Source organism: Streptomyces sp. NPDC050439, from assembly GCF_040655335.1.
Taxonomy (GTDB): Bacteria; Actinomycetota; Actinomycetes; order Streptomycetales; family Streptomycetaceae; genus Streptomyces.
The window spans coordinates 228,362-249,876 of sequence record NZ_JBFAJT010000002.1 but is presented as its reverse complement, the minus strand read 5'-3'; the positions used below and the strand labels follow the sequence as shown (position 1 = coordinate 249,876).

Annotated in this window: 18 protein-coding genes and 1 pseudogene; 13 read left to right on the top strand and 6 right to left on the bottom strand. The window is 70.6% G+C overall.

Annotated elements, in window-relative coordinates; all coding sequences use genetic code 11:
- Positions 1-18: 18 nt before the first annotated feature.
- The 4 genes and pseudogenes from AB0I66_RS08215 to pulA all read left to right on the top strand — a co-directional run bounded on the left by AB0I66_RS08215 (position 19) and on the right by pulA (position 7,434).
- Positions 19-1,668, top strand: coding sequence for a glycoside hydrolase family 13 protein (locus AB0I66_RS08215; RefSeq protein ID WP_363206945.1), 1,650 nt, complete (start codon positions 19-21; stop codon positions 1,666-1,668).
- Positions 1,665-2,732 (top strand): LacI family DNA-binding transcriptional regulator, encoded by a 1,068-nt coding sequence (locus tag AB0I66_RS08210; protein WP_363206944.1) that lies wholly within the window; start codon positions 1,665-1,667, stop codon positions 2,730-2,732. The genes AB0I66_RS08215 and AB0I66_RS08210 overlap by 4 nt, the downstream gene beginning before the upstream one ends.
- Before the next feature lie 395 nt (positions 2,733-3,127).
- Positions 3,128-4,537 (top strand): annotated as a pseudogene (locus AB0I66_RS08205) (alpha-amylase family protein); the annotation flags it as partial.
- 236 nt (positions 4,538-4,773) lie between these two features.
- Positions 4,774-7,434 carry a pullulanase-type alpha-1,6-glucosidase gene (pulA, locus tag AB0I66_RS08200; RefSeq protein WP_363207841.1) on the top strand — a complete coding sequence of 887 codons (2,661 nt, stop codon included), beginning with the start codon at positions 4,774-4,776 and terminating at the stop codon, positions 7,432-7,434.
- A 37-nt stretch (positions 7,435-7,471) separates the two neighbouring features.
- Here the strand turns inward: pulA and AB0I66_RS08195 are convergent, their stop codons facing one another.
- The gene (locus AB0I66_RS08195) at positions 7,472-8,389 is read right to left on the bottom strand and encodes an MBL fold metallo-hydrolase (RefSeq protein WP_363206943.1); all 918 of its coding nucleotides are present in this window, start codon (positions 8,387-8,389) and stop codon (positions 7,472-7,474) included.
- A 189-nt stretch (positions 8,390-8,578) separates the two neighbouring features.
- Between AB0I66_RS08195 and AB0I66_RS08190 the strand changes: the two genes are divergently transcribed.
- The 6 genes from AB0I66_RS08190 (at position 8,579) to AB0I66_RS08165 (ending at position 12,986) form a co-directional block, all read left to right on the top strand.
- A complete protein-coding gene (locus AB0I66_RS08190) occupies positions 8,579-8,788 on the top strand; it encodes a hypothetical protein (RefSeq protein ID WP_363207840.1) in 210 nt (69 codons plus the stop codon).
- Positions 8,775-10,184, top strand: a complete 1,410-nt coding sequence (locus AB0I66_RS08185; RefSeq protein WP_363206942.1) for an amidase — start codon at positions 8,775-8,777, stop codon at positions 10,182-10,184. Before AB0I66_RS08190 ends, AB0I66_RS08185 begins: the two co-directional genes overlap by 14 nt.
- Positions 10,185-10,238: 54 nt before the next feature.
- Positions 10,239-10,799: a TetR/AcrR family transcriptional regulator gene (locus AB0I66_RS08180; protein ID WP_363206941.1), complete on the top strand. Its 561-nt coding sequence runs from the start codon at positions 10,239-10,241 to the stop codon at positions 10,797-10,799.
- A gap of 185 nt (positions 10,800-10,984) precedes the next feature.
- Positions 10,985-11,866 (top strand): MEDS domain-containing protein, encoded by an 882-nt coding sequence (locus tag AB0I66_RS08175; RefSeq protein WP_363206940.1) that lies wholly within the window; start codon positions 10,985-10,987, stop codon positions 11,864-11,866.
- Entirely contained in the window at positions 11,866-12,297 is a 432-nt protein-coding gene (locus AB0I66_RS08170) for an ATP-binding protein (RefSeq protein ID WP_363206939.1), read from the top strand. The genes AB0I66_RS08175 and AB0I66_RS08170 overlap by 1 nt, the downstream gene beginning before the upstream one ends.
- 173 nt (positions 12,298-12,470) lie before the next feature.
- Complete coding sequence (locus AB0I66_RS08165; protein ID WP_363206938.1) at positions 12,471-12,986, top strand: GNAT family N-acetyltransferase; 516 nt, start codon at positions 12,471-12,473, stop codon at positions 12,984-12,986.
- 3 nt (positions 12,987-12,989) lie between these two features.
- Here AB0I66_RS08165 and AB0I66_RS08160 read toward each other — a convergent pair whose 3' ends face one another.
- Positions 12,990-13,658, bottom strand: a complete 669-nt coding sequence (locus tag AB0I66_RS08160) for a class I SAM-dependent methyltransferase (protein WP_363206937.1) — start codon at positions 13,656-13,658, stop codon at positions 12,990-12,992.
- 84 nt (positions 13,659-13,742) lie between these two features.
- On the opposite strand from AB0I66_RS08160, the gene AB0I66_RS08155 reads away from it, so the two are divergent.
- A complete protein-coding gene (locus tag AB0I66_RS08155; protein ID WP_363206936.1) occupies positions 13,743-14,363 on the top strand; it encodes a helix-turn-helix domain-containing protein in 621 nt (206 codons plus the stop codon).
- 20 nt (positions 14,364-14,383) lie between these two features.
- Here the strand turns inward: AB0I66_RS08155 and AB0I66_RS08150 are convergent, their stop codons facing one another.
- Positions 14,384-16,441, bottom strand: a complete 2,058-nt coding sequence (locus AB0I66_RS08150) for a phosphocholine-specific phospholipase C (protein WP_363206935.1) — start codon at positions 16,439-16,441, stop codon at positions 14,384-14,386.
- A gap of 101 nt (positions 16,442-16,542) precedes the next feature.
- Between AB0I66_RS08150 and AB0I66_RS08145 the strand changes: the two genes are divergently transcribed.
- Complete coding sequence (locus AB0I66_RS08145) at positions 16,543-17,712, top strand: damage-control phosphatase ARMT1 family protein (RefSeq protein ID WP_363206934.1); 1,170 nt, start codon at positions 16,543-16,545, stop codon at positions 17,710-17,712.
- 300 nt (positions 17,713-18,012) lie between these two features.
- Positions 18,013-19,695 carry an ATP-binding cassette domain-containing protein gene (locus AB0I66_RS08140; protein ID WP_363206933.1) on the top strand — a complete coding sequence of 561 codons (1,683 nt, stop codon included), beginning with the start codon at positions 18,013-18,015 and terminating at the stop codon, positions 19,693-19,695.
- A 31-nt stretch (positions 19,696-19,726) separates the two neighbouring features.
- Here AB0I66_RS08140 and AB0I66_RS08135 read toward each other — a convergent pair whose 3' ends face one another.
- From AB0I66_RS08135 to AB0I66_RS08125, 3 genes are all read right to left on the bottom strand, one after another.
- The gene (locus AB0I66_RS08135) at positions 19,727-20,212 is read right to left on the bottom strand and encodes an RDD family protein (protein WP_363206932.1); all 486 of its coding nucleotides are present in this window, start codon (positions 20,210-20,212) and stop codon (positions 19,727-19,729) included.
- 210 nt (positions 20,213-20,422) lie between these two features.
- Entirely contained in the window at positions 20,423-20,983 is a 561-nt protein-coding gene (locus AB0I66_RS08130) for a DoxX family protein (protein WP_363206931.1), read from the bottom strand.
- 82 nt (positions 20,984-21,065) lie between these two features.
- The gene (locus AB0I66_RS08125; protein ID WP_363206930.1) at positions 21,066-21,491 is read right to left on the bottom strand and encodes a hypothetical protein; all 426 of its coding nucleotides are present in this window, start codon (positions 21,489-21,491) and stop codon (positions 21,066-21,068) included.
- Positions 21,492-21,515: the final 24 nt, after the last annotated feature.

The following is a 21,515-nucleotide window of genomic DNA, read 5'->3' as shown; positions in this document are numbered from 1 at the left end:
CTCGATCTCAGGGAAGACATGACCCAGCATCTCGCTGCCCCTGCAGCCCCCGCCTCCGGCACCCACACGGACTGGTGGCGTGGCGCGGTGATCTACCAGGTCTACCCGCGCAGCTTCGCCGACGGCAACGGTGACGGAATGGGTGACCTCGACGGCATCCGTGCCCGCCTTCCCTACCTACGGGACCTCGGCGTCGACGCCGTCTGGCTCAGCCCCTTCTACTCCTCGCCGCAGGCCGACGCCGGTTACGACGTCGCCGACTACCGCGCGATCGACCCGATGTTCGGCAGCCTCCTGGACGCCGACGCCCTGCTGCGCGACGCCCACGGCCTGGGCCTGCGCGTCATCGTCGACCTGGTGCCCAACCACTCCTCCGACCGGCACGACTGGTTCCGGCGCGCCCTGCGCGAGGGCCCGGGATCGCCCCTGCGCGAGCGCTACCACTTCCGGCCGGGCAAGGGCGAGAACGGTGAACTCCCGCCCAACGACTGGGAGTCCGTCTTCGGCGGCCCCGCCTGGACGCGGACCCCGGACGGCGAGTGGTACCTCCACCTGTTCGCCCCCGAGCAGCCCGACTTCAACTGGGAACACCCCGCCGTCCACGACGAGTTCCGCTCGATCCTGCGCTTCTGGCTCGACATGGGCGTCGACGGCTTCCGCGTGGACGTCGCCCACGGACTGGTCAAGGCCGAGGGGCTGCCCGACATCGGCCGCAGCGACCAGCTCAAGCTGCTGGGCAACGATGTCATGCCGTTCTTCGACCAGGACGGCGTGCACGAGATCTACCGCAGCTGGCGCAAGGTCCTCACCGAGTACGCGGGTGAGCGCATCCTCGTCGCCGAGGCGTGGACCCCCACCGTCGAGCGGGCCGCCGCCTATGTGCGCCCGGACGAGATGCATCAGGCCTTCAACTTCCAGTACCTGGGCACCCACTGGGACGCCGCGGAGCTGCGCGAGGTCATCGATGTGTCGCTGGCCGCGATGCGCCCCGTCGGCGCCCCGGCCACCTGGGTGCTCTCCAACCATGACGTCACCCGCCACGCCACGCGGTTCGCCAACCCGCCGGGGCTCGGCACGCAGCTGCGCACCGCGGGCGACCGCGAGCTCGGCCTGCGCCGGGCCCGCGCGGCCTCGCTCCTGATGCTGGCGCTGCCCGGTTCGGCGTACGTCTACCAGGGCGAGGAACTGGGCCTTCCGGACGTCACCGAGCTGCCGGACGAGGTGCGCCAGGACCCCTCCTTCCTCCGCGCGAACGGCCAGGACGGGTTCCGTGACGGCTGCCGGGTGCCCATCCCGTGGACCGTCGAAGGCTCCAGCCACGGCTTCGGCGCGGGCGGCAGCTGGCTGCCGCAGCCCGAGGGATGGGGCGAGCTCAGCGTCGAGGCGCAGACCGGCGACCCCGCGTCCACGCTGGAGCTGTACCGCAGGGCGCTCGCCGTGCGCCGGGAGCTGCCGGGGCTCGGCGCCGGCGACTCACTGGAGTGGCTGGAGGCCCCCGAGGGTGTCCTCGCCTTCCGGCGCGTGGGCTTCGTGTGCACGGCCAACACCACCGGTGAAGCGGTGCGGATTCCGGCTCCCGGCCGGATCCTGCTGGCCAACGCCGAGGTGGAGACGGCGGACGGCAAGGTCGAGCTGCCCGCCGACACCACCGTCTGGTGGGCGGTGTGACCCTTTCCCTGCCGCGGTCCGCCGACCGGGGAGACGGGGGAGACCGGGGCGTCCCGCGGCTCGCGGACATCGCGGCCCAGTCCGGCGTCAGCGAGGCCACCGCGAGCCGGGTGCTCAACGGCAGGCCGGGGGTGGCCGCCGGCACCCGGCGCCGGGTGCTCGCCGCCCTGGACGTCCTCGGCTACGAGCGGCCGATGCGGCTCAAGCGGCACAGCGCCGGTCTGGTCGGTCTGGTCATCCCCGAGCTCAGCAACCCGATCTTCCCCGCCTTCGCGCAGGTCGTCGAACAGGTCCTGTCCGGGCACGGCTACACGCCGATGCTGTGCACCCAGATGCCGGACGGGGCCAGCGAGGACGAGCTGGTCGAGCAGCTGGAGGAGCGCCGGGTCAGCGGCATCGTCTTTCTGTCCGGGCTGCACGCCGACACCACGGCCGACCCCACCCGGTACCTCGAACTGCACGCCCGCGGCGTGCCGTTCGTCCTGATCAACGGCTACAACGAGCACATCCCGGTGTCCTTCGTCTCGCCCGACGACCGCGCGGCCGCGCGGATGGCGGTGCGCCACCTCGTCGACCTGGGCCACCGGCGGATCGGGCTCGCCATCGGCCCCACCCGCTACGTCCCCTCGCTGCGCAAGGCGGAGGGGTTCACGGCGGCACTGCACGCGCTGCTCGGCCTGGAACAGGGGGAGGCCGAACAGCTCGTGCAGCGCACGCTGTTCACGGTCGAGGGCGGGCACGCGGCGGCCGGCGTCCTGCTCGACCAGGGGTGCACGGCGATTGTCTGCGGCAGCGACATGATGGCGCTCGGGGCCGTCCGGGCGGCGCGTGAGCGCGGCCTGTCGGTGCCCGACGACGTCTCCGTCGTCGGCTTCGACGACTCGCCCCTGATCGCTTTCACGGACCCGCCGCTCACCACGGTGCGCCAGCCGGTGCAGGCGATGGCTAGCGCCGCGGTGGGCGCGCTCCTTGAGGAGCTGCACGGAAACCCCGTACAGCACACGGAGTTCGTCTTTCAGCCCGAGCTCGTGGTGCGTGGCTCGACGGCGCAGGCGCGGCGCTGAGAGGGAGGCCCCCGGTGCCGGCCCCGGTCGGGGCAGCGGGGTGATGACGTGGCGCCGGGGCCTCTCCGTCCCACGACTCCGGTCCGGGCGGCCGGGCGCGTGGGGCCCGTTGCCGGGTCCCCCGGCCGTCCGGACCGGAGTCGTGGTTGAACGTAGCACCGTCGCAATGTCTTGCGAAAGGTTTTGCGGGGCGTGAACTGCCGGGATCGCGCATCTGACGCCAGAGTGTGCGCCGAGGGTTGACCGGGGTTCTTGAGGGTCGTACGGTCTCGACCGAAAACGGCGTTGAAATGTTTCTGCAACATCCTTCAACGGCCTTACGGGCACGGCGCGTTGCCGGACAAGGTCACCCTCACTCAGGCAAAGGTCACACCTCACTCATGCAGGAGGCCCCCATGACTGGCCGGAAGTCCAGAGTCCGCAGACCCGCCCGCAGACCCCTCGCCGCCGCTCTCGCCCTGGTCGCGGGAGCAGCGGGAAGCATCGTCGCCGGAGCCCCGCAGGCGCAGGCCGCGCCGCCCGGCGGCAAGGACGTCACCGCCGTGCTCTTCGAGTGGAAGTTCGACTCGGTGGCCAAGGCGTGCACCCAGCAGCTCGGCCCCGACGGCTACGGCTACGTCCAGGTCTCCCCGCCCCAGGAGCGCATCCAGGGCGAGGCATGGTGGACCGGCTACCAGCCCGTCAGCTACAAGATCGGCAGTCGCCTCGGTGACCGCGCCGCGTTCAAGAACATGGTGGACACCTGCCACAAGGCCGGGGTGAAGGTCGTCGCCGACGCGGTCATCAACCACATGACGAACGCCAACGGAACCGGCTCGGCGGGATCGTCCTTCACCAAGTACGACTACCCGGGCACGTACTCGGGCGCCGACATGGACAACTGCCGCTCGAACATCAGCAACTACCAGGACCGCTGGAACGTCCAGAACTGTGAGCTGGGCGGCCTCGCCGACCTCGACACCGGCGAGGACTACGTCCGGGGGCGGATCGCGGCCTACCTGAACGACCTGCTCTCCCTGGGCGTCGACGGCTTCCGGGTCGACGCGGCCAAGCACATTCCCGTGGACGACCTGAAGAACATCAAGTCCCGGCTGACCAACCCCGGTGCCTACTTCAAGCAGGAGACGATCTACGGGGCGGGCGAGGCGGTCTCCCCGAGCGAGTACATCGCGACCGGCGACCCCCAGGAGTTCCGCTACGGCTGGGACCTCAAGCGGGTCTTCAACGACGAGGAGCTCGCCTACCTGAAGAACTACGGCGAGGGCTGGGGCTACCTGCCCAGCGGCTCGGCCGCCGTCTTCGTCGCCAACCACGACACCGAACGGCACGGCCAGACCCTCAGCTACAAGGACGGCGCGAACTACACCCTCGCGCACGTCTTCATGCTGGCTCTGCCCTACGGCGCCCCCGACGTGCAGTCCGGCTACGAGTTCAGCAACATCGACGCAGGACCGCCCAACGGCGGCCAGGTCAACGCCTGCTACAGCGACGGCTGGAAGTGCCAGCACGCCTGGCCCGAGATCAAGAGCATGGTCAAGTTCCGCAACACCGCCCGCGGGACCGGCATGACCAACTGGTGGGACAACGGCAACGACGCCATCGCGTTCGGCCGCGGCGACAAGGCCTACGTGGTCATCAACCACGAAGGTTCCTCGGTCGACCGGACCTTCCAGACGTCCCTCGCCGCGGGCAGCTACTGCGACATCCAGAGCGGCAGGAGCGTCACCGTCAACGGCTCGGGCCAGTTCACGGCCTCCGTCGCGCCGAACACCGCGCTCGCCCTGCACACCGGGGCCAGGAGCTGCTGAGCTCCGCACCGCGCGGCTGACCTGCCTGCTGCACGGGCCGCCCGGCATTCGCTTCCCCGCCCGCCGGGCGGCCCACCCCCGACGCGGGACTCCGCCCCGGACCCCGCTCCTCAAACGCCGGAGGGGCTCGTATTAGCCCCCGGCGCGCTCACCTCCCGCACCCCGTAACGCACAAGGAGAAGTTCCCCTTGACCGGCTCCCCCCGCCGCACCTTCGTCACCACGGCCCTCGCCCTGCTCGCCGCGGTCGCGCCCCTGACGCCCTCGGCCGTCGCGGCACCCCGGACGTCCGCCGCCGCCGACGCCCCGGCCGCGCTGGACCTGTCCGCGTCCCGGGCCCAGTGGATCGACAAGAACACACTCGCCTGGGAGGTCCAAGGCGATGCCGCCTCCCAGGAGCTGGTGTACGCCCGCGACGGAAAGCTCGCCGTCAAGGACGGCGCACTCACCGGCGAGGGACGGCGTATCCGCCTCACCCCGGCCGAGGGCGGCCTCACCGACGCCCAGCGCAAGAAATACCCGCACCTCAAGAGCTACGCCGCCTTCACCGTCGATCCGCGCGACCGCGACCGCGTCCGCCACGCCCTCACCGGCCAGGTAATCGCCACCCGGACCGGCGCCGACGGCACCCTGCTGACCGCCACCGGCGTCCAGACCCAGGGCATCCTCGACGACCTCTACAGCGCCACCGCGACCAAGGCCGCCCTCGGCCCGCGGTTCCGCGACGGGCGCCCCACGCTCGCCCTGTGGGCCCCCACCGCCCAGTCCGTGAGCCTCGAACTCGACGGCAAGCGCGTGGCGATGCGGCGCGACGACGCCAGCGGCGTGTGGTCCGTCACCGGCGCCAAGAGCTGGGCGGGCAAGCAGTACCGGTACGTCGTGAAGGTGTGGGCGCCCAGCGTCCAGAAGGTCGTCACCAACAAGGTCACCGACCCCTACTCCACGGCGCTCACGGCCGACTCGCAGCGCAGCATCGCCATCGATCTCGACGACCCGAAGCTCGCCCCCAAGGGCTGGGAGCAGCTGAAGAAGCCGAAGGCGACCCCGCTGCGCGACGCGCAGATCCAGGAGCTGCACATCCGTGACTTCTCCGTCGAGGACAAGACGGCGCGCCACCCCGGCAAGTACCTGGCCTTCACCGACACGAAGTCCGACGGCATGAAGCACCTGCGCAAGCTGTCCGAGGCAGGCACCTCCTACGTCCACCTGCTGCCCGCCTTCGACATCGGCACCATTCCCGAGCGCGAGGCCGACCAGGCCACGCCCGACTGCGACCTGACCGCCCCCGCCCCGGACTCCGACGAGCAGCAGGCCTGCGTCGCCAAGACCGCCGCCAAGGACGCCTACAACTGGGGCTATGACCCGCTGCACTACACCGTTCCGGAGGGCAGCTACGCGAGCGACCCCGCCGGGACCCGGCGCACGGTCGAGTTCCGGCAGATGGTCCAGGGCCTCAACGGCTCCGGCCTGCGGACCGTGATGGACGTCGTCTACAACCACACCGTCGCGAGCGGCCAGGCCGACAAGTCGGTCCTCGACAAGATCGTGCCGGGCTACTACCAGCGGCTGATGGCGGACGGCACGGTCGCCACCTCCACGTGCTGTGCCAACACCGCGCCCGAGAACGCCATGATGGGCAAACTCGTCGTCGACTCACTGGTCACCTGGGCCAAGGAGTACAAGGTCGACGGCTTCCGCTTCGACCTGATGGGCCACCACCCCAAGGCCAACATCCTGGCCGTCCGCAAGGCCCTTGACGCACTGACCCTCAAGAAGGACGGCGTCGACGGGAAGAAGATCGTCCTGTACGGAGAGGGCTGGAACTTCGGAGAGATAGCCGACGACGCCCGCTTCGTCCAGGCCACCCAGAAGAACATGGCGGGCACGGGCATCGCCACCTTCTCCGACCGCGGCCGCGACGCGCTGCGCGGCGGCGGCCCCTTCGACGAGGACCCCGGTGTCCAGGGCTTCGCCAGCGGCCTGTTCACCGACCCCAACGCCTCCAAAGCGAACGGCACACCCGCCGAGCAGAAGGCCCGCCTCCTGCACTACCAGGACCTGCTCAAGGTGGCCCTCACGGGCAATCTGTCCGCGTACACCTTCACGGACTCCTCCGGCCGCAGGGTCAAGGGCTCCGAGGTCGACTACAACGGCGCACCGGCCGGCTACGCGGACGCTCCGGGCGACGCCCTTTCCTACTCCGACGCGCACGACAACGAATCCCTCTACGACGCCCTCGCCTTCAAGCTGCCCGCCGACACCACGGCCGCCGAGCGCTCCCGCATGCAGGTGCTCGCGATGGCCACCTCGACCCTGGCCCAGGGCCCTTCCCTGTCCCAGGCCGGCAGCGACCTGCTGCGCTCGAAGTCCCTGGACCGCAACTCCTACGACAGCGGCGACTGGTTCAACGCCCTGCACTGGAGCTGCGAGGACGGCAACGGCTTCGGACGCGGCCTGCCCCCGGCCGCCGACAACAAGGACAAGTGGGCGTACGGAAAGCCCCTGTTGACGTCCGCGAACCTGACCCCGGGCTGCGCCGAGATCAACGGAACCTCGGCCGCCTACCAGGACCTGGTGAGGCTGCGCGCGACCGAGCCCGCGTTCTCCCTGGATTCGGCCGACCGGGTTCAGTCCCGGCTCTCGTTCCCGCTCTCGGGCACATCCGCCGAGACGCCCGGCGTCATCACCATGGAGCTCGGGAACCTCGTGGTCGTCTTCAACGCGACCCCGCAGGCACAGGAGCAGCAGGTGACGGGCCTCAAGGGCACCGCGTACGGGCTGCACCCGATCCAGGCGAAGGGCGCCGACCCGGTGGTCAAGTCGGCCTCGTACGAGCGCGGTTCAGGAACGTTCGATGTCCCCGCCCGCACGGTCGCCGTCTTCGAACGGGGCTGACCCAAGGCCCTGACACGGGAGCCCGCCACCCGCCCCCTCAGGAGACCGGCACGAGCCGGTAGGAGTCGCCGTCGGCGATCACGTGGCCTGCCGTGGGGGGCGGGAAGTGGCTGCCCAGCAGGAGAGTCGAGGTGCCGGAGATTTTGCTCAGGAGTTCGCGACGTGTACGGGTCGCCGCCGCGGGGTCGATGTCCACGCAGCTGCCCAGGTCGGGGTGGATCAGCTGGACGGGGTGGTGGACGCAGTCGCCGGTGATGAGGGCGCGCTCGCCGCGGCTGCGCAGTTCCACCGCCACCTGGCCCGGCGTGTGACCCGGGGTGGGGCGCAGGCGTACACCCCGGGCGATGTCGGTGCCCCCGGAGGGGACGTCGACGAGGTCGAGCAGGCCGGCCTCCTTGATGGGGTGCACGGAGTCGCGGAACATCTGGCGTCGAGGCTCGTCCATGTCGACGCCGGCCCAGTAGTCCCATTCGGAGCGGGCCGTCAAGTAGCGGGCGTTGGGGAAGGTGGGCACCCAACTGGCGCCGTCGGCGCGGGTGTTCCAGCCGACGTGGTCGGCGTGCAGATGCGTGAGGACCACGAGATCCACCGTTTCGGGGGCGAAGCCGGCCCGCGTCAGGCGCGTGAGGTAGTCGCTGTCCAGGTTGTCCCACGCGGGGTTGGCCCGCTGCTTGCCGTTGCCGATGCCGGTGTCCACGAGCACGCGCAGCCCGTCGACCTCGATCGCGAAGCTGTGGCTCGCAAGCCGCAGGACGCGTTGTTCGTCCGCGAAGTCCGGTTGCAGCCAGGGGGAGCGGGCGACGATCTCCGGGGTTGCTCCCGGCAGCAGCCACGGGCCCGTCTGTGCGGGGAGGTGTACCTCGTCGACGCGGTGGACGGTGAGATCTCCCACCGTCCAAACCGGGGCGCTGGGGGAGGGGTCGGGGGTGGCGTGGTGTGCGGCTGGCGTGGCCATGCGGTGATCCATCCTTCGGTCGGCCGGGTGGCTGCTGCGATTCCGGAGCTAAAAGCAATGGGTTTGCGTTAAAGCAGCGTAGGTCCTATCGTCTCGTTAAAGCAAACCGTTAGCTTTTGAGCTGCGCCGAGGGCGGGCCGTCGTCCCGGCGCGGCGTCACGAGGCGAAAGGCCGCACGTGGACACCGTCATGAACACCGCCGAACTCACCCCCCAGGAGGCCGCCCGGGGCGCGCTCCGGGCGGGCCTGCCCCTGGGGAACGACCGTCACGAGGTGGTGGCGACGACCGCCACGTACATCCAGTCCGTCATCGCCACGCTGCGTGAACTGGACTTCGGCGACACGCCGCCCGCGATCTCCTACACGGCGGGACAGGAGGACATCGATGCAGCCGTTTGAGCTGTCCCTGGCGGATGCCGCTCGTGCCATGGCCGCGAAAGAGCTCTCCCCGGTGGAGCTCACCGACTCCGTCCTCGATCGCATCGAGGCTGTGGAGGAACGCCTCCAGGCGTACGTCGGCGTCGCGGCGGACTCCGCCCGGGCGGCGGCGGTCCGGGCCGAGCGCGAGATCGCCCAGGGGGAGTCGCGCGGTCCGCTGCACGGGATACCCATGGGCCTGAAGGACCTGATCGATGCCAAGGGCATGCCCACCACGGCGAGTTCACGCGTCAGGGCGGGCCATATGGCCGCGCGTGACAGTGCCGTCGCCGCGCGCCTGTCCGAAGCCGGCGCGGTCCTGCTGGGAAAGACCCACACCCACGAGTTCGCCTACGGGCTGACCACCCCGCAGACGAACAACGCCTGGGACCACGGCCGCGTCGCGGGCGGATCGAGCGGGGGCTCGGCCGTCGCCGTCGCGGCGGGGGAGGCCACCTTCGCGCTGGGCACCGACACCGGCGGATCGATCCGCGTGCCCGCGGCACTGAACGGCGTGGTCGGGCTCAAGCCGACGTACGACCTGATCTCCCGGCAGGGGGTGACATCCCTGTCCTGGTCGCTGGACCACGTGGGCCCCCTCACTCGCACGGTGCAGGACGCGGCGCTGGTGCTCGGCGCCTTGACGGGACGCAAGGGACGGGAGCGGTACGACCCCGCCGCCCACGGAGCCGAGGCTTTCCCGGAAGGTGACCTGACGGGGCTGCGGGTGGGCGTGCCCCGCAACCACTACTTCGAGCGGATCAGCCCGGAGGTCGAGGCAAGCGTGCGCCGGGCCATCGGCCGGCTCCAGGAGCTCGGGGCCCGGCTCGTCGAGGTCGAGATCCCCCTGGCGCGCTACATCCAGGCCACCCAGTGGGGGCTGATGGTCCCCGAGGCGACCGCGAACCACGAGCGGACACTGCGCACGGTGCCTGATCTGTACACGGCGGAGGTCCGCGTGCTCCTGGAGGCGGGCGAGTTCGTGTCCGCCGGTGACTACCTCAGGGCCCAGCGCGCGCGGGCGCTGATGCGCGAAGCCTGGGCGGAGATGCTCGGCCGCGTCGACGTGATCGCGGCCCCGGCGGTGCCGATGACGGCCGCCAAGGCAGGTCAGGAGAGTGTGCAATGGGCGGACGGCACGGCCGAGGCCGTCTCCGACGCTTACGTCCGTCTCTCCGCACCCGCCAACATCACGGGAGTCCCTGCGCTGACGCTGCCCGTGGGCAAGGACCGCGCGGGCCTGCCGATCGGCATGCAGCTGATGGGGCGCCCGCACGACGAGGCGACCGTACTGCGGGTCGGGCGCGCCTACGAGGTGTCTGACTCCGGTGCCGCAAGCGGTGTGGGGGCGGGTCGGCTGGCCCCCATCGCGGCGTGAGCGGCGGCCCCAGCTAGAAGCAACGAATTCGCGTTAAGGGGATAAGGTGGGGTCATGAGTCCCAAGCCCATGGTTCGGCCGGGAGGGCGCAGCGCCCGGGTCCAGGAATCGGTGCACGCGGCGGTCCGCGAACTGCAAGCCGAGCTCGGGCGCGAGGCGCTGACCGTCCCCCTCGTCGCGGCGCGTGCCGGGGTGACGCCCTCGACGGTCTACCGCCGGTGGGGCGACCTCCAGGAACTCCTGTCCGACGTCGCGGTGGAGCACCTGCGCCCCGAAGCGCTCCCGGCCGACCTCGGCGCCCTGCGTGCCGACCTCGGAGCGTGGGCCGAGCAGTTCCTCGACGAGATGGCCTCCCCGCCCGGACGCGCGTACATCAGGGACGCCCTCCTCGGGGACCCGGACGGGAGCAACGCCGGCCAGTGCTCCGCCTACGCCGCCGAACAGATCAGCGTCGTCCTGGCGCGCGCGGCGGAGAGGGGCGAGGCCGCCCCGGACACGGAGTGGGTCATGGACCAGGTCGTGGCGCCGATGATGTACCGCATCCTCTTCCGCCCCAGCCAACTGGACGCCGTCTACGCACGCGCACTCGTCGACCGGGCCCTCGCGCCATCCTGAGCCCATCCGACGATCAAAACCCGCACCCAAGGGGTCGTCCGGACGCATTCCCGGTCGTCAAGAGAGTGCGCCTCGTCAGCTAACTGTCGCCCTTCGGTGGAATATGCCGCCGTGAGGTACGGACCGCTACGGTGTGGCCCGCAGTTGTTCCCGTCGGGTCGTCGTCTCGGCCCCGGAGGTGAGAGATGGCGGATGCCGCTTCGGCGTCGGTCGGAACAATCCCGGTCCAGCATCTACGGGCGGGGGACCATGCTTTCGTCAGCTACGAGGACGACGATGCGGGACGCGACGTGGTGTCTGCCTTCGCGTGGGCGGGGCTGGTCAAGCGCGAGAAGGTGATGGTCTTCGCCGCTCCGCACATGGACGACGAACAGGTGTGGGGCCGCATCGACGCCCCGGGCGCACTGCTGGGATCCGCCCGTGACCACGGGCAGTTGGTGCTCAGCAGCATGCGCGCCCTCATCCACCCCCAGGACGCGTTCACTCCCCTCCGGCAGTGGGAGCGCATCACGGAGGAGACCGACCGGGCCTTGGCCGAGGGTTTCAGCGGACTGCGGACCTATATCGACATGCACTGGGTGGGGCACCTGGGCGCCGATGTCGAGGTGATGATGCACCGCGAATCACACGCCCAGCATCTGTTCACCGACCGCCCCTACACCGAGATCTGTGCCTACGACCGCCGCTGGTTCGACCCCGACGTCCTGACCGCGATGCACGAGGCGCACCCCTGCCGGCTGCTGCCCCGCCTGGGCGCTCTGCACACGGAACAGGCGGAAGGGCGGGTGCGGTTGGTCGGTGAGGCGGACCTGGCCACCCGCGAGGAGTTCATCGCCGCCGTGCGCCAGGGGCTCAGGTACGGCGCGGACTCCCGAGGGCTGCTCGTCGTGGACCTGACCGGACTCGTGTTCCTCGGCGTCGCCTGTGCCGTGGACCTGCTGCGGCTGGTCCTTGAACATCCGCACGGCCTGGTCCAGGTCACCTGTCCGCCGACACCGGCCCGCATACTGCGCCGAGCAGGCGCCGACCAGGTGCCCCACATGGTGATCAGCGAGGTGGAGCGCTGATGACGAACACGTCGGACCCCCACGAGGTCCCCCCCGTCACCCTCCTGGAATCGCGCTTCACAAAGGACGATCTGCCCCGGCTGCGCATGCTCGTGGACCAGTACGCCGATCATCAGGGGCTGGCCGAGCCGCGGCGCAGCGATTTCATCGTGGCCCTGGACGCGGTGGCGGTCAACGCGGTCGAGCACGCGGGCGGCGGCGGCACGCTGATCCTGCAACGCACCAACGGCCATCTGGCCTGCCATATCCACGACTTGGGCCCCGGCTTCAGCGCCGACGTCATCCCCGAGCTGGCTCCCGGCCTGAACGGTCACCCGGGGGGCCGCGGTCTGTGGCTCGCGGGCCTCCTGACCGACGGGCTCACGATCTCGGCGGGCCCCGGCGGGAGCAAGGTGACACTGACCGTGCGCCTGCCCGAACACGCATATTGAGGGGACAGAGATCACCCCCTGTCCTACAGTCGACCGACGCGCGAACGACGCGACCACCTGCGGCGAGGGAGGTTGATGAATATGGCCCGCCAGGCGATTCATCAGCATGCCCTTGTCCGGGCCGCGTGAGGTTGTCGAGCGGCCCGGTCGTCTGAAACGACCAGGAGTATCGCGTGTCTTCTTCTTTTGCCTCGTCCTCGTTCTCGACGTCCGGTACGGACGTGACCACTGAGCGCCTCGTGCTGCGGCCCTGGCCCGCTCACGAGATCACCGCCGTCCTCGGCGACCGCCGCCTGGCGCACTGGGCGGAGGACTTCCCCGCCGACGAGGGCCGAGTCATCGCCGGTTTCATCGCCGACCGGCCGGACGCACTGGGCCCGTACGGGCAACGTCAGGTCATCGAGCGGGCGACCGGTCTGGTGATCGGAGCCATCGGGCTGTTCTGGCCGCCGAGCGACGGCAAGCTGGAGATCGGGTACGGCATCGTGGCCTCGCGCCGCGGCCGGGGCTACGCCTCCGAGGCCACCCGGGCCCTCACGGCGTACGCCCTGACCTCGCCGGACGTCCACACCGTGTACGCCGACGTGGAACTGTCCAACCCGGCCTCGGTCCGCGTGCTGGAGAAGGCCGGGCTGCGACGCTGGAGCGCGGACGCCACCACGGCGCGCTTCGGCACCCCGGTGGGCTGACCGTCACCCGTCGGACCGGCGCCGCCGCAGCTTGACGGTGTAGTTGGTCCGCGTGGAGGGCTCGCCGTCGGGGGCTGTGAGGGCGTGCTCGTGCGTGTCGCAGACGAGTACGTCCCACTGCCCGGCCGGCAGGTCGAGTGAGGCCAGGACCTTCTGGGGGCTGGGGAAGTCCACACCCGGGTGCGCTGCGGTCTCCCAGGCGGGAAAGCCCATGTGGCCGACGATCAGGAGGGTGCCGCCCTCGGTGACGGCCGCGGCGGCGTCGCGCAGGATCTGCTCGCGCGGCATCTCGTGCAGGGAGTGCAGGAACTGGGCGGAGACCAGGTCGTAGGCGCCGGTCGGGAAGGAGGTGCCCAGGTCGTGGTGCTGCCAGTCGACGCGGTCGGCGACCCGGGCCCGGTCCGCGTGCTCGGCGGCACGGCCGAGGGCGACGCGGGAGATGTCGGTGGCGGTGACGCGCCAGCCCTGGCGTGCGAGCCAGATCGCGTCGCCGCCCTCTCCGCAGCCCAGGTCCAGGGCACTGCCCGGGACGAGTCCCTCGGTCTCGCGGACGAGTGCGGCGTTGGGCTCGCCGCTCCACAGGCGGCCGCTCTGGTTGTAGCGCTCGTCCCAGAACGCCGCGGCTGAATCCGCGGCGGGGGCGATGGTGTGGTCGGTGGTGTGCTCGCTCATGCGGGGCTCCTTCTGCTCTGCGGCAACCCTGCGCGCGGCGACACCGGCTTGACAAAGTTATTTGCCGCCCCGGCAAATGAAGGGATGAGCGACGACTCCCCCCTCACGGATGTGCTGACCGCCGTCGGGCCGCGGCTGCGGGCGCTGCGGAAGGCGCGGGGCGCCACCCTGGCCCGGCTGAGCGAGGAGACGGGGATCTCCCTGAGCACTCTCTCGCGCCTTGAAGCCGGTCAGCGGGAGCCCACCCTGAAGCTCCTGCTGCCGCTGGCCAAGGCGTACGGCGTACCGCTCGACGAGCTGGTCGGCGCGCCGCAGACGGGCGACCCGCGCATCCACCCGCGGCCGTTCAAGCGCCACGGCAACACGTGGGTCCCCCTCACTCGCCACCTCGGCGGAATGCATGCCTACAAGCAGGTCATGCCGGTTCCCAGAACCGGCACCCGACAGGCCGCACGCCCCGAGCAGGGCATGCACGAGGGCTATGAATGGCTTTACGTCCTCTCCGGGCGGCTGCTGCTCGCCCTGGGCGAGCACGACCTGGTGCTCACCGCGGGCGAGGCCGCCGAGTTCGACACCCGCACCCCGCACGGCTTCGCCAACGCCGGTGACATCCCCGTCGAGTTCCTCGCCCTGTACGGGGCCCAGGGCGAGCGCATGCACGTACGCGTCAGGCCGGGCAGCGCCGAGGAGGAGGGCGGGGTCTAGCGCGCTGCCGGGGGACGCGGTCAGCCGGTGCGGAGCGCGGGGTCGCTGGCGCCGGACTCGCCCGTCTCGACATGCCCGGCGAACCTGCGCAGGTAGGCGCTGTCGCTGTCGGACCGGACACGCAGGTCGTACCAGCGCTTGCTGTGGCCGAGGTCGACCGATCGGGACTGCCGACCGCCTGCCGGGACGGTGAGTTCGGTGCTCTTGCCGCCGTAGGCGTTGGTGATGGTCAGGCGGCAGGCGGCCTTGGCCGGGTTGGTGACGGTGAGCTTCACGCGTCCGGTGTCCTGGTCGTGGCGGCAGGTGATCTCCGGGCCCGGGGTGGCGGCGGTGCCCGCGTACGTCCGCAGGTAGCCGTTGGGGCCGTGCACGCTCAGCTCGTACGCCCCGTCGGAAGGGCCCGTGCTCCAGGTGTCGGAGATCTTCTTGCCCGCCGCGGCGGTGTAGGTCCAGGGCCCGTCGTCGCGGTTGCCCGAGGTGACGAGGAAGCAGGCGCCGGTCTCGTCGCCCGGTGCGAAGGTGAGCTCGATGGTGCCGTCGGAGGGCTGCACGGCCGCGGTGACCAGCGGCGTGTAGGGCAGGGGCCGGGTGGGCCGCGCGCCCTTCTCCTGCTTGGGCAGGGCGGGGGAAGCGGGCGGCGAGGGGGTGTAGCTGTCGTGCCGTTCCTGGTCCGGCGGCTCATAGCCGTCGGTGCTCGGCAGGTCCGCGCGCCCGGTGTGCTTGCGGCCGAAGTCGAAGGCCGAGGTGAGGTCGCCGCAGATGGCCCGGCGCCAGGGGGAGATGTGCGGTTCGTGGACGCCGAAGCGGCGTTCCATGAACTGGATGACGGAGGTGTGGTCGAAGACCTCGGAGCAGACGTAACCGCCGGTGGACCACGGGGAGACGACGAGGGTGGGGACCCGCATGCCGAGGCCGTAGGGGCCCGCGCTGTATTCGCCGTCGCCGGGGAAATGGTCGAGCTCGGTGTCGACCGTGGAAGCGCCCCAGGAGGAGTCGGCCGGAGGGTAGGGCGGCGGCACGTGGTCGAAGTAGCCGTCGTTCTCGTCGTAGGTGATGAACAGGGCGGTCCTGCTCCATACCTCGGGGTCGGACGTCAGTGCGTCCAGGACCTGCGAGATGTACCAGGCGCCGTAATTCGCGGGCCAGTTGGGGTGTTCGCTGAACGCTTCCGGAGCCGCGATCCAGGATATCTCCGGGAGTTTCCCGGACTTGACGTCCGCGCGGAGGTCGTCGAGGAGGTGGCCGCTCTTCTTGATGTTCGTGCCCTTGCGTGCCTTTTCGTAAAGGGGGTCACCGGGCTTCGAGTTCCGGTACTTGTTGAAGAACATCAGCGAGTTGTCGCCGTAGTTCCCGCGGTAGGCGTCCTCCAGGACACCCCACAGCCCGTCCTCGGTGAGTCCGTCGCCGGTGTCCTGATAGATCTTCCAGGACACCCCGGCCTTCTCCAGGCGCTCGGGATAGGTCGTCCAGTCGTAGCCGACTTCCTCGTTGCCGAGGACCGGTCCGCCGCCCTTGCCGTCATTTCCGGTGTGACCGGAGTAGAGGTAATAGCGGTTGGGGTCGGTCGCGCCGATGAACGAGGAGTGGTAGGCGTCGCAGACCGTGAAGGCGTCGGCCAGCGCGTAGTGGAACGGTATGTCGTCCCTGGTCAGGTGGGCCATCGTGCCGGAGGTCTTGGCTGCGATCCAGTCGTCGTACTTGCCCTTGTTCCACGCCTGATGGCCGGTTTCCCAGTCATGGCTCAGCCCGGCGATGAACTGCATTCCCAGGTCGTCGGCCTCGGGGTGGTAGGGCAGGACTTCCTCGCCGCCACCGGACTGATGCCATACGGGCTTTCCGCTCTCCAGGATCATCGGACGGGGGTCGCCGAATCCCCGGACACCGCCCAGCGTGCCGAAGTAGTGGTCGAAGGAGCGGTTCTCCTGCATGAGGACCACGATGTGCTCGACGTCTTCGATCGATCCCGACCGGGTGGAGGCGGGGATGTCGACGGCGCGCATGATGCTGGCGGACAGAGCCGCGACGCCGGCGGTGCCACCCGCTGCCTGGAGGAAGCGCCGACGGTTGAATGCGGGCATGTGGCAGAACCTCTGAAACGTGGGGGATAGAGGGCGGGCCACCGTAGACCGGCTTGCCCACAAGCCGTCAAATAGTGAGAAGAAAAAGTGAAGGAGCAGCTATGCCGGACGCAGTCGAAGCCCCCGTCATCCTCAGTGACGCACCCGGCTCCTTTCCCAGGAGCGTGCTCGCCGAGCGGCACCCCGCGCTCATCAAGAAGGTGCGCGACGCCTTCCCCTACGGGCCCCGGCAGCATCGCGCCCTCGACGCCCTCCTCGCCCAGGCCACGCAGGGCGTGATCGAGCCGCCGGACCCCGGGGCACACGACCGTCACCTGTGGGAGGAGTGGGGGCGTGAGTACGTCGGTCTGTCCTGGTTCGACGTGCCCTTCCTGTGGTCCGAGAGCTACTTCTACCGCCAACTCCTCGCTGCTGTCGGGTATTTCGGGGACGGCCCCTGGCAGGGAATCGACCCGTTCCGTCCGTTCAAGCAGGCGGAACTGCACATCGGTGAGGCCGACGAGGAACTGGCCGCGCTCGACCGGCTGGCGCCGCGGCCCCTCGACGAGCAGCGTCAGGCCCTGCTCCTGGGCTCGCTGTGGGGCAACCGCGCCGACCTGGGCTTCGCCGTGGGCGGCGGCTCGGCCGGGGCCGCCGACTCACGCCTCGTCGCCGACGACTCCGGGCTGCTGTGGTCCCTGCTGCCCGAGGGCGGCGCGGCCACGCTGTGCCTGGTCGCGGACAACGCGGGGCGCGAGCTGCTGCCCGACCTCATCCTCGCCGACCACCTCCTGCGCCATCGGCGAGCCGAGCGGGTCGTGCTGCACGTCAAGCCCTATCCGTACTACGTCTCGGACGCCATGACCGCCGACGTCATCGACTGCCTGCGCCGCCTGACCGGCGCACGGGGCGCTGCGGCGAAGGTGGGTGAGCGCCTGTGGTCGGCCATGGGCAGCGGCGTGCTCACCGTCCGCGCCCACCCCTTCTCGTGCGCCCCGCTGCCGTACGAGCGGATGCCCGACGACCTGCGCAAGGAGTTCGCCGAGGCCGACGTGACCGTCATGAAGGGCGACCTGAACTACCGGCGTCTGGTCGGCGACCGGCTCTGGCCCGCCACCACACCCTTCGAGGAGCCCACCGCGTACTTCCCCGGCCCGGTGGCGGCCCTGCGGACGCTGAAGTCCGACGTGATCGTCGGACTCGACGAGCGGACCGAGGCGGAGCTGAACGCGGCACACGGCCAGGGCTGGCGCACCAGCGGCACCCATGCCCTCATCCAGGCGCGACGGTGATCACAAAGCTTTGCCATTCCCTCGCGCGGTCGTTATCGTTTCCAGGGTCCTGTTGTCTCCGATAGAGGTGGACGTTGCGCATCTGAGGTTCGCGATCATCGCGCCGTACGGCCTTCGCCGTACGCCCGTCACGCCGCAGCCGGCCCTGCCGTCCTGCCCGTGGCCCCGCGTGGATGCGACCTCGGTGCATGAGCCGTCCCTCTGTCTCCCGGACCGCCGCACCCCTCTTTATCCGGTCGGTCGCCGCGTGGTGCTCGCATACGACGCCCCCTGCCCGCGCCTGCGACTGCGAGATCCATCATGTCTGTACCCACCACCCCCAGCGTCTCCCTGACGTGCTCCGCCCTGTCGTTCCAGTGGCCGGACGGCACGAGCGTCTTCGACGGCCTTTCCGTCAGCATCGGCCGGGGCCGCACCGGGCTCGTCGGCACCAACGGCACCGGAAAATCCACCCTGTTGCGCCTCCTTGCCGGGCAACTGCGCCCGTCCCAGGGGTCGGTGACCGTCGGCGGCAGCCTCGCCTACCTGCCGCAGAACATCACTCTCGACACGAGCCTGCGCGTCGACCAGGCCCTGGGCATCGCCGGACGACGTGACGCCCTGCGTGCCATCGAGTCCGGAGACGTACGCGAGGAGCACTTCGAGACGGTCGGCGACGACTGGGACGTCGAGGAGCGGGCCCTGGCCCAGCTGGGGACCCTCGGCCTCGGCGACATCGGACTCGACCGGACCGTGGGCGAGATGTCCGGCGGGGAGACCGTGCTGCTGCGTCTGGCGGCGCTGCTCCTGGAGCGCCCGGACGTACTCCTCCTCGACGAACCGACCAACAACCTCGACCTGTTCGCGCGCCGCAGACTCTACGAAGCCGTCGACTCCTGGCGCTCCGGCATCCTGGTCGTGGTCAGCCACGACCTCGACCTGCTCGAACGCGTGGACCGCATCGCCGAACTGCGCGCCGGGTCGGTGAACTGGTACGGCGGCGGCTGGTCCGCCTACGAGGAAGCGCTGGCCGCCGAGCAGGAAGCGGCGGGGCGGATGCTGCGGGCCGCCGAGGCCGACGTACGCCGCCAGAAACGCGAACTGGAGGAAACCCAGGTCAAGGTGGCCCGCCGCCAGCGGCACAGCAAGAAGATGGACGCCCAGCGGCGCGCCCCACGCATCGTGGCGGGAGAGAAGAAGCGCTCCGCGCAGGAGTCGGGGGACAAGCTCCGGGGCCTGCACGAGGAGCGGCTCAACGAGGCGCGCGAGCGGCGCGAGGAGGCCGCCGACGCGATCCGCAACGACGCCGAGATCCGCGTCAGCCTCCCGCACACCGCTGTCCCCGCGGGGCGCACCGTGCTGAGCGTGGACGAACTGCGCCCGCAATTCGGCAAGTTGAAGGAAGGCAGCCTGCAGGTGCGGGGGCCCGAACGGATCGCCTTGGTGGGGCGCAACGGCGCCGGCAAGACGACGCTGCTGCGCACCCTCACCGGGGAACTGGCTCCTCTGTCGGGCGAGGTCAGGACATCAGTGCCGCTGCGGTTCCTGCCGCAGCGCCTGGACGTCCTGGACGACGGCCTGAGTGTCGCGGCGAACGTCGCCCGGCTGGCTCCCGGGCTCACCGACAACCACATCCGCTCGCAGCTGGCGCGCTTCCTCTTCAAGGGGGCCCGCGCCGAGCAACTGGCCGGCACGCTCTCGGGCGGCGAGCGGTTCCGCGCCGCGCTCGCGGCGATGATGCTTGCCGCACCGGCCCCTCAACTCCTGATGCTTGACGAGCCGACCAACAACCTGGACCTGGCCAGCGTGCGTCAGCTGACCGGCGCCCTGGAGTCCTACGAGGGTGCGCTCCTGATCGCCAGCCATGACCTGACCTTCCTGGAGTCGGTCGGCGTCACCCGCTGGGTGCTGGTAGCGGAGGAACTGGTGGAGACCACCGAGGAGGAGGTACGCGACCTTCTGGCGGCGCCGGGCCAGGGGGAGGCGGGGGAAGTGTCGGCGTAGGCCAGGGAAGAGGATCAGCGGGCGGCGCGGATCACGAACGAACGGTCCGACGCCGCACGCGCACTCCGACCGCGTCCTGCTGCTCCACATCGCTGTCGGTCGCCACGTGCAGAGGAACGAAGGCGATCATCCAGTAGAAGCCGAACAGCCAACGGCCGGTGAGCCGGACGAGGCCGGGGCGCCGGCCGTCGGAGGCGCGTACGACACGCAGTCCCGTGATCAGCTTCCCGAGACTGACCCGGGCCGCCTGCGTGAGCAGGACGTGGTTGACGAAGGACACTCCGACGGCCACGCCGAGCGCGAGACCCCACACCGCGGGGGACTGCGGCCGCAGTTCGACCACCCCGTCACTCACTTGCACACCGGTCGCCGCGCCGGCCGCGATGCCACACACCAGGGCGAGGAGCGCGTCGACGACCGCTGCCGTGACTCTGCGAGCCTGCGAGGGAAGCACGGCACGGGCGGGGGTGTGGGTGGCGGTGTGGGTCGGGGTGGGGGTGTGCTGCTGATCGACCACGGCTCTGTTTCCGGTCTCTTCCCTGTCCAGTGTCCGAACGGGCCGGCAACCGCCGCGCCCGGCCCGCACGCTACTGTCCGAGATCGCGCAGCCGCCCAGCGGGGTGCTCGTCGCGCGTGCGGAGCGGGGGACACATGCAGGACCGGGACGACCCCCACCGGTACGGCCAAAAGCCCGTCCCGGTGGGGACCGTACGGGACTTCTTACCGGTCAGTCGTGCAGGGCCACCAGGACCACGACGGCCGATACGGCGCCGAGGGCCACCGCGGCGATGCCGTGGGAGAGACGGTGGGTGCGCGGGACCGGCAGGACGTGGTCGACGGCGAACCTGCCGGGGCCGGCCACGGCCAGGCTCACGGCAGCGGCGAGCAGGACCAGGTCGTACTCGATGCCGGCCGGGTTGAAGAAGCCGTTGCCCCACTTCATGGCGATGGCGTTGAGCATGATGCCGACGATGCCCGCCCCGGCGAGCGGGGTGAGCAGGCCGATGGCCAGACCGAGGCCGCAGAGCGTCTCCGTCAGACCGGCGACCGTGGCCATGGCCTTGGGGGCGGAGTAGCCGTCACTCGCGAAGAAGCCCGCGGTGCTGTCGAGGCCCGCTCCGTTGAACCAGCCGAAGAGCTTCTGGCTGCCGTGCACGGCCATGGTCAGACCGACCGCGCAGCGCAGCAGGAGCAGGCCGATGTCACCGCCGTACTGCGCGGAAGCATGCGGGGAGTTGGGGCTGGCCGGAGTGGCGGTGTAGGTGTGCGTGGAAGCGGAAAGGGGCATGCGGATCTCTCCTGGTGTCGATGAAGGCGATGTGGTGCTGCCGATCGGTCCTGTCGGCGGGGTGCGGGCGGAGAGATCCCGTCTACGTTCTGATGACCTGGGTTCTGTAGAGGTCGACGGACGTCGTGCCCGGGGGAGAGGTGCCGGGCAGGGCGGAGGCCTGGTCCGGCGGTTCGTACGGCGCGGTGGCCGCCTCGAAGGCCGGGGAACTGGTCCGCTCGGGAGCGGGCAGCGCCCCGCGCGGCGTCCTGTTGTCGCCCTCGTGACACCCGCGGCCACCGTCCCGGGACCGGTCACGGCCGCCGTCACGGCTGTCGGCCACGCGCTCGGCGTACGGACCGAAGGCGACGGCGGTTGCGCCGCGGTCCTCGGTGACGGCGGCGACGGCGGCGACGGAGGGGCCCGACGGACCGTCGATCCCGAGCAACGGGACGAGGAAGAGGAAGGCCATGGCGAACAGGGCCGTGCGTACCGCACTGCCCTGGGGTCGCGTCTCCCGTGTGGCCATGTCCGAGTGATGGTAGGCCAGAGT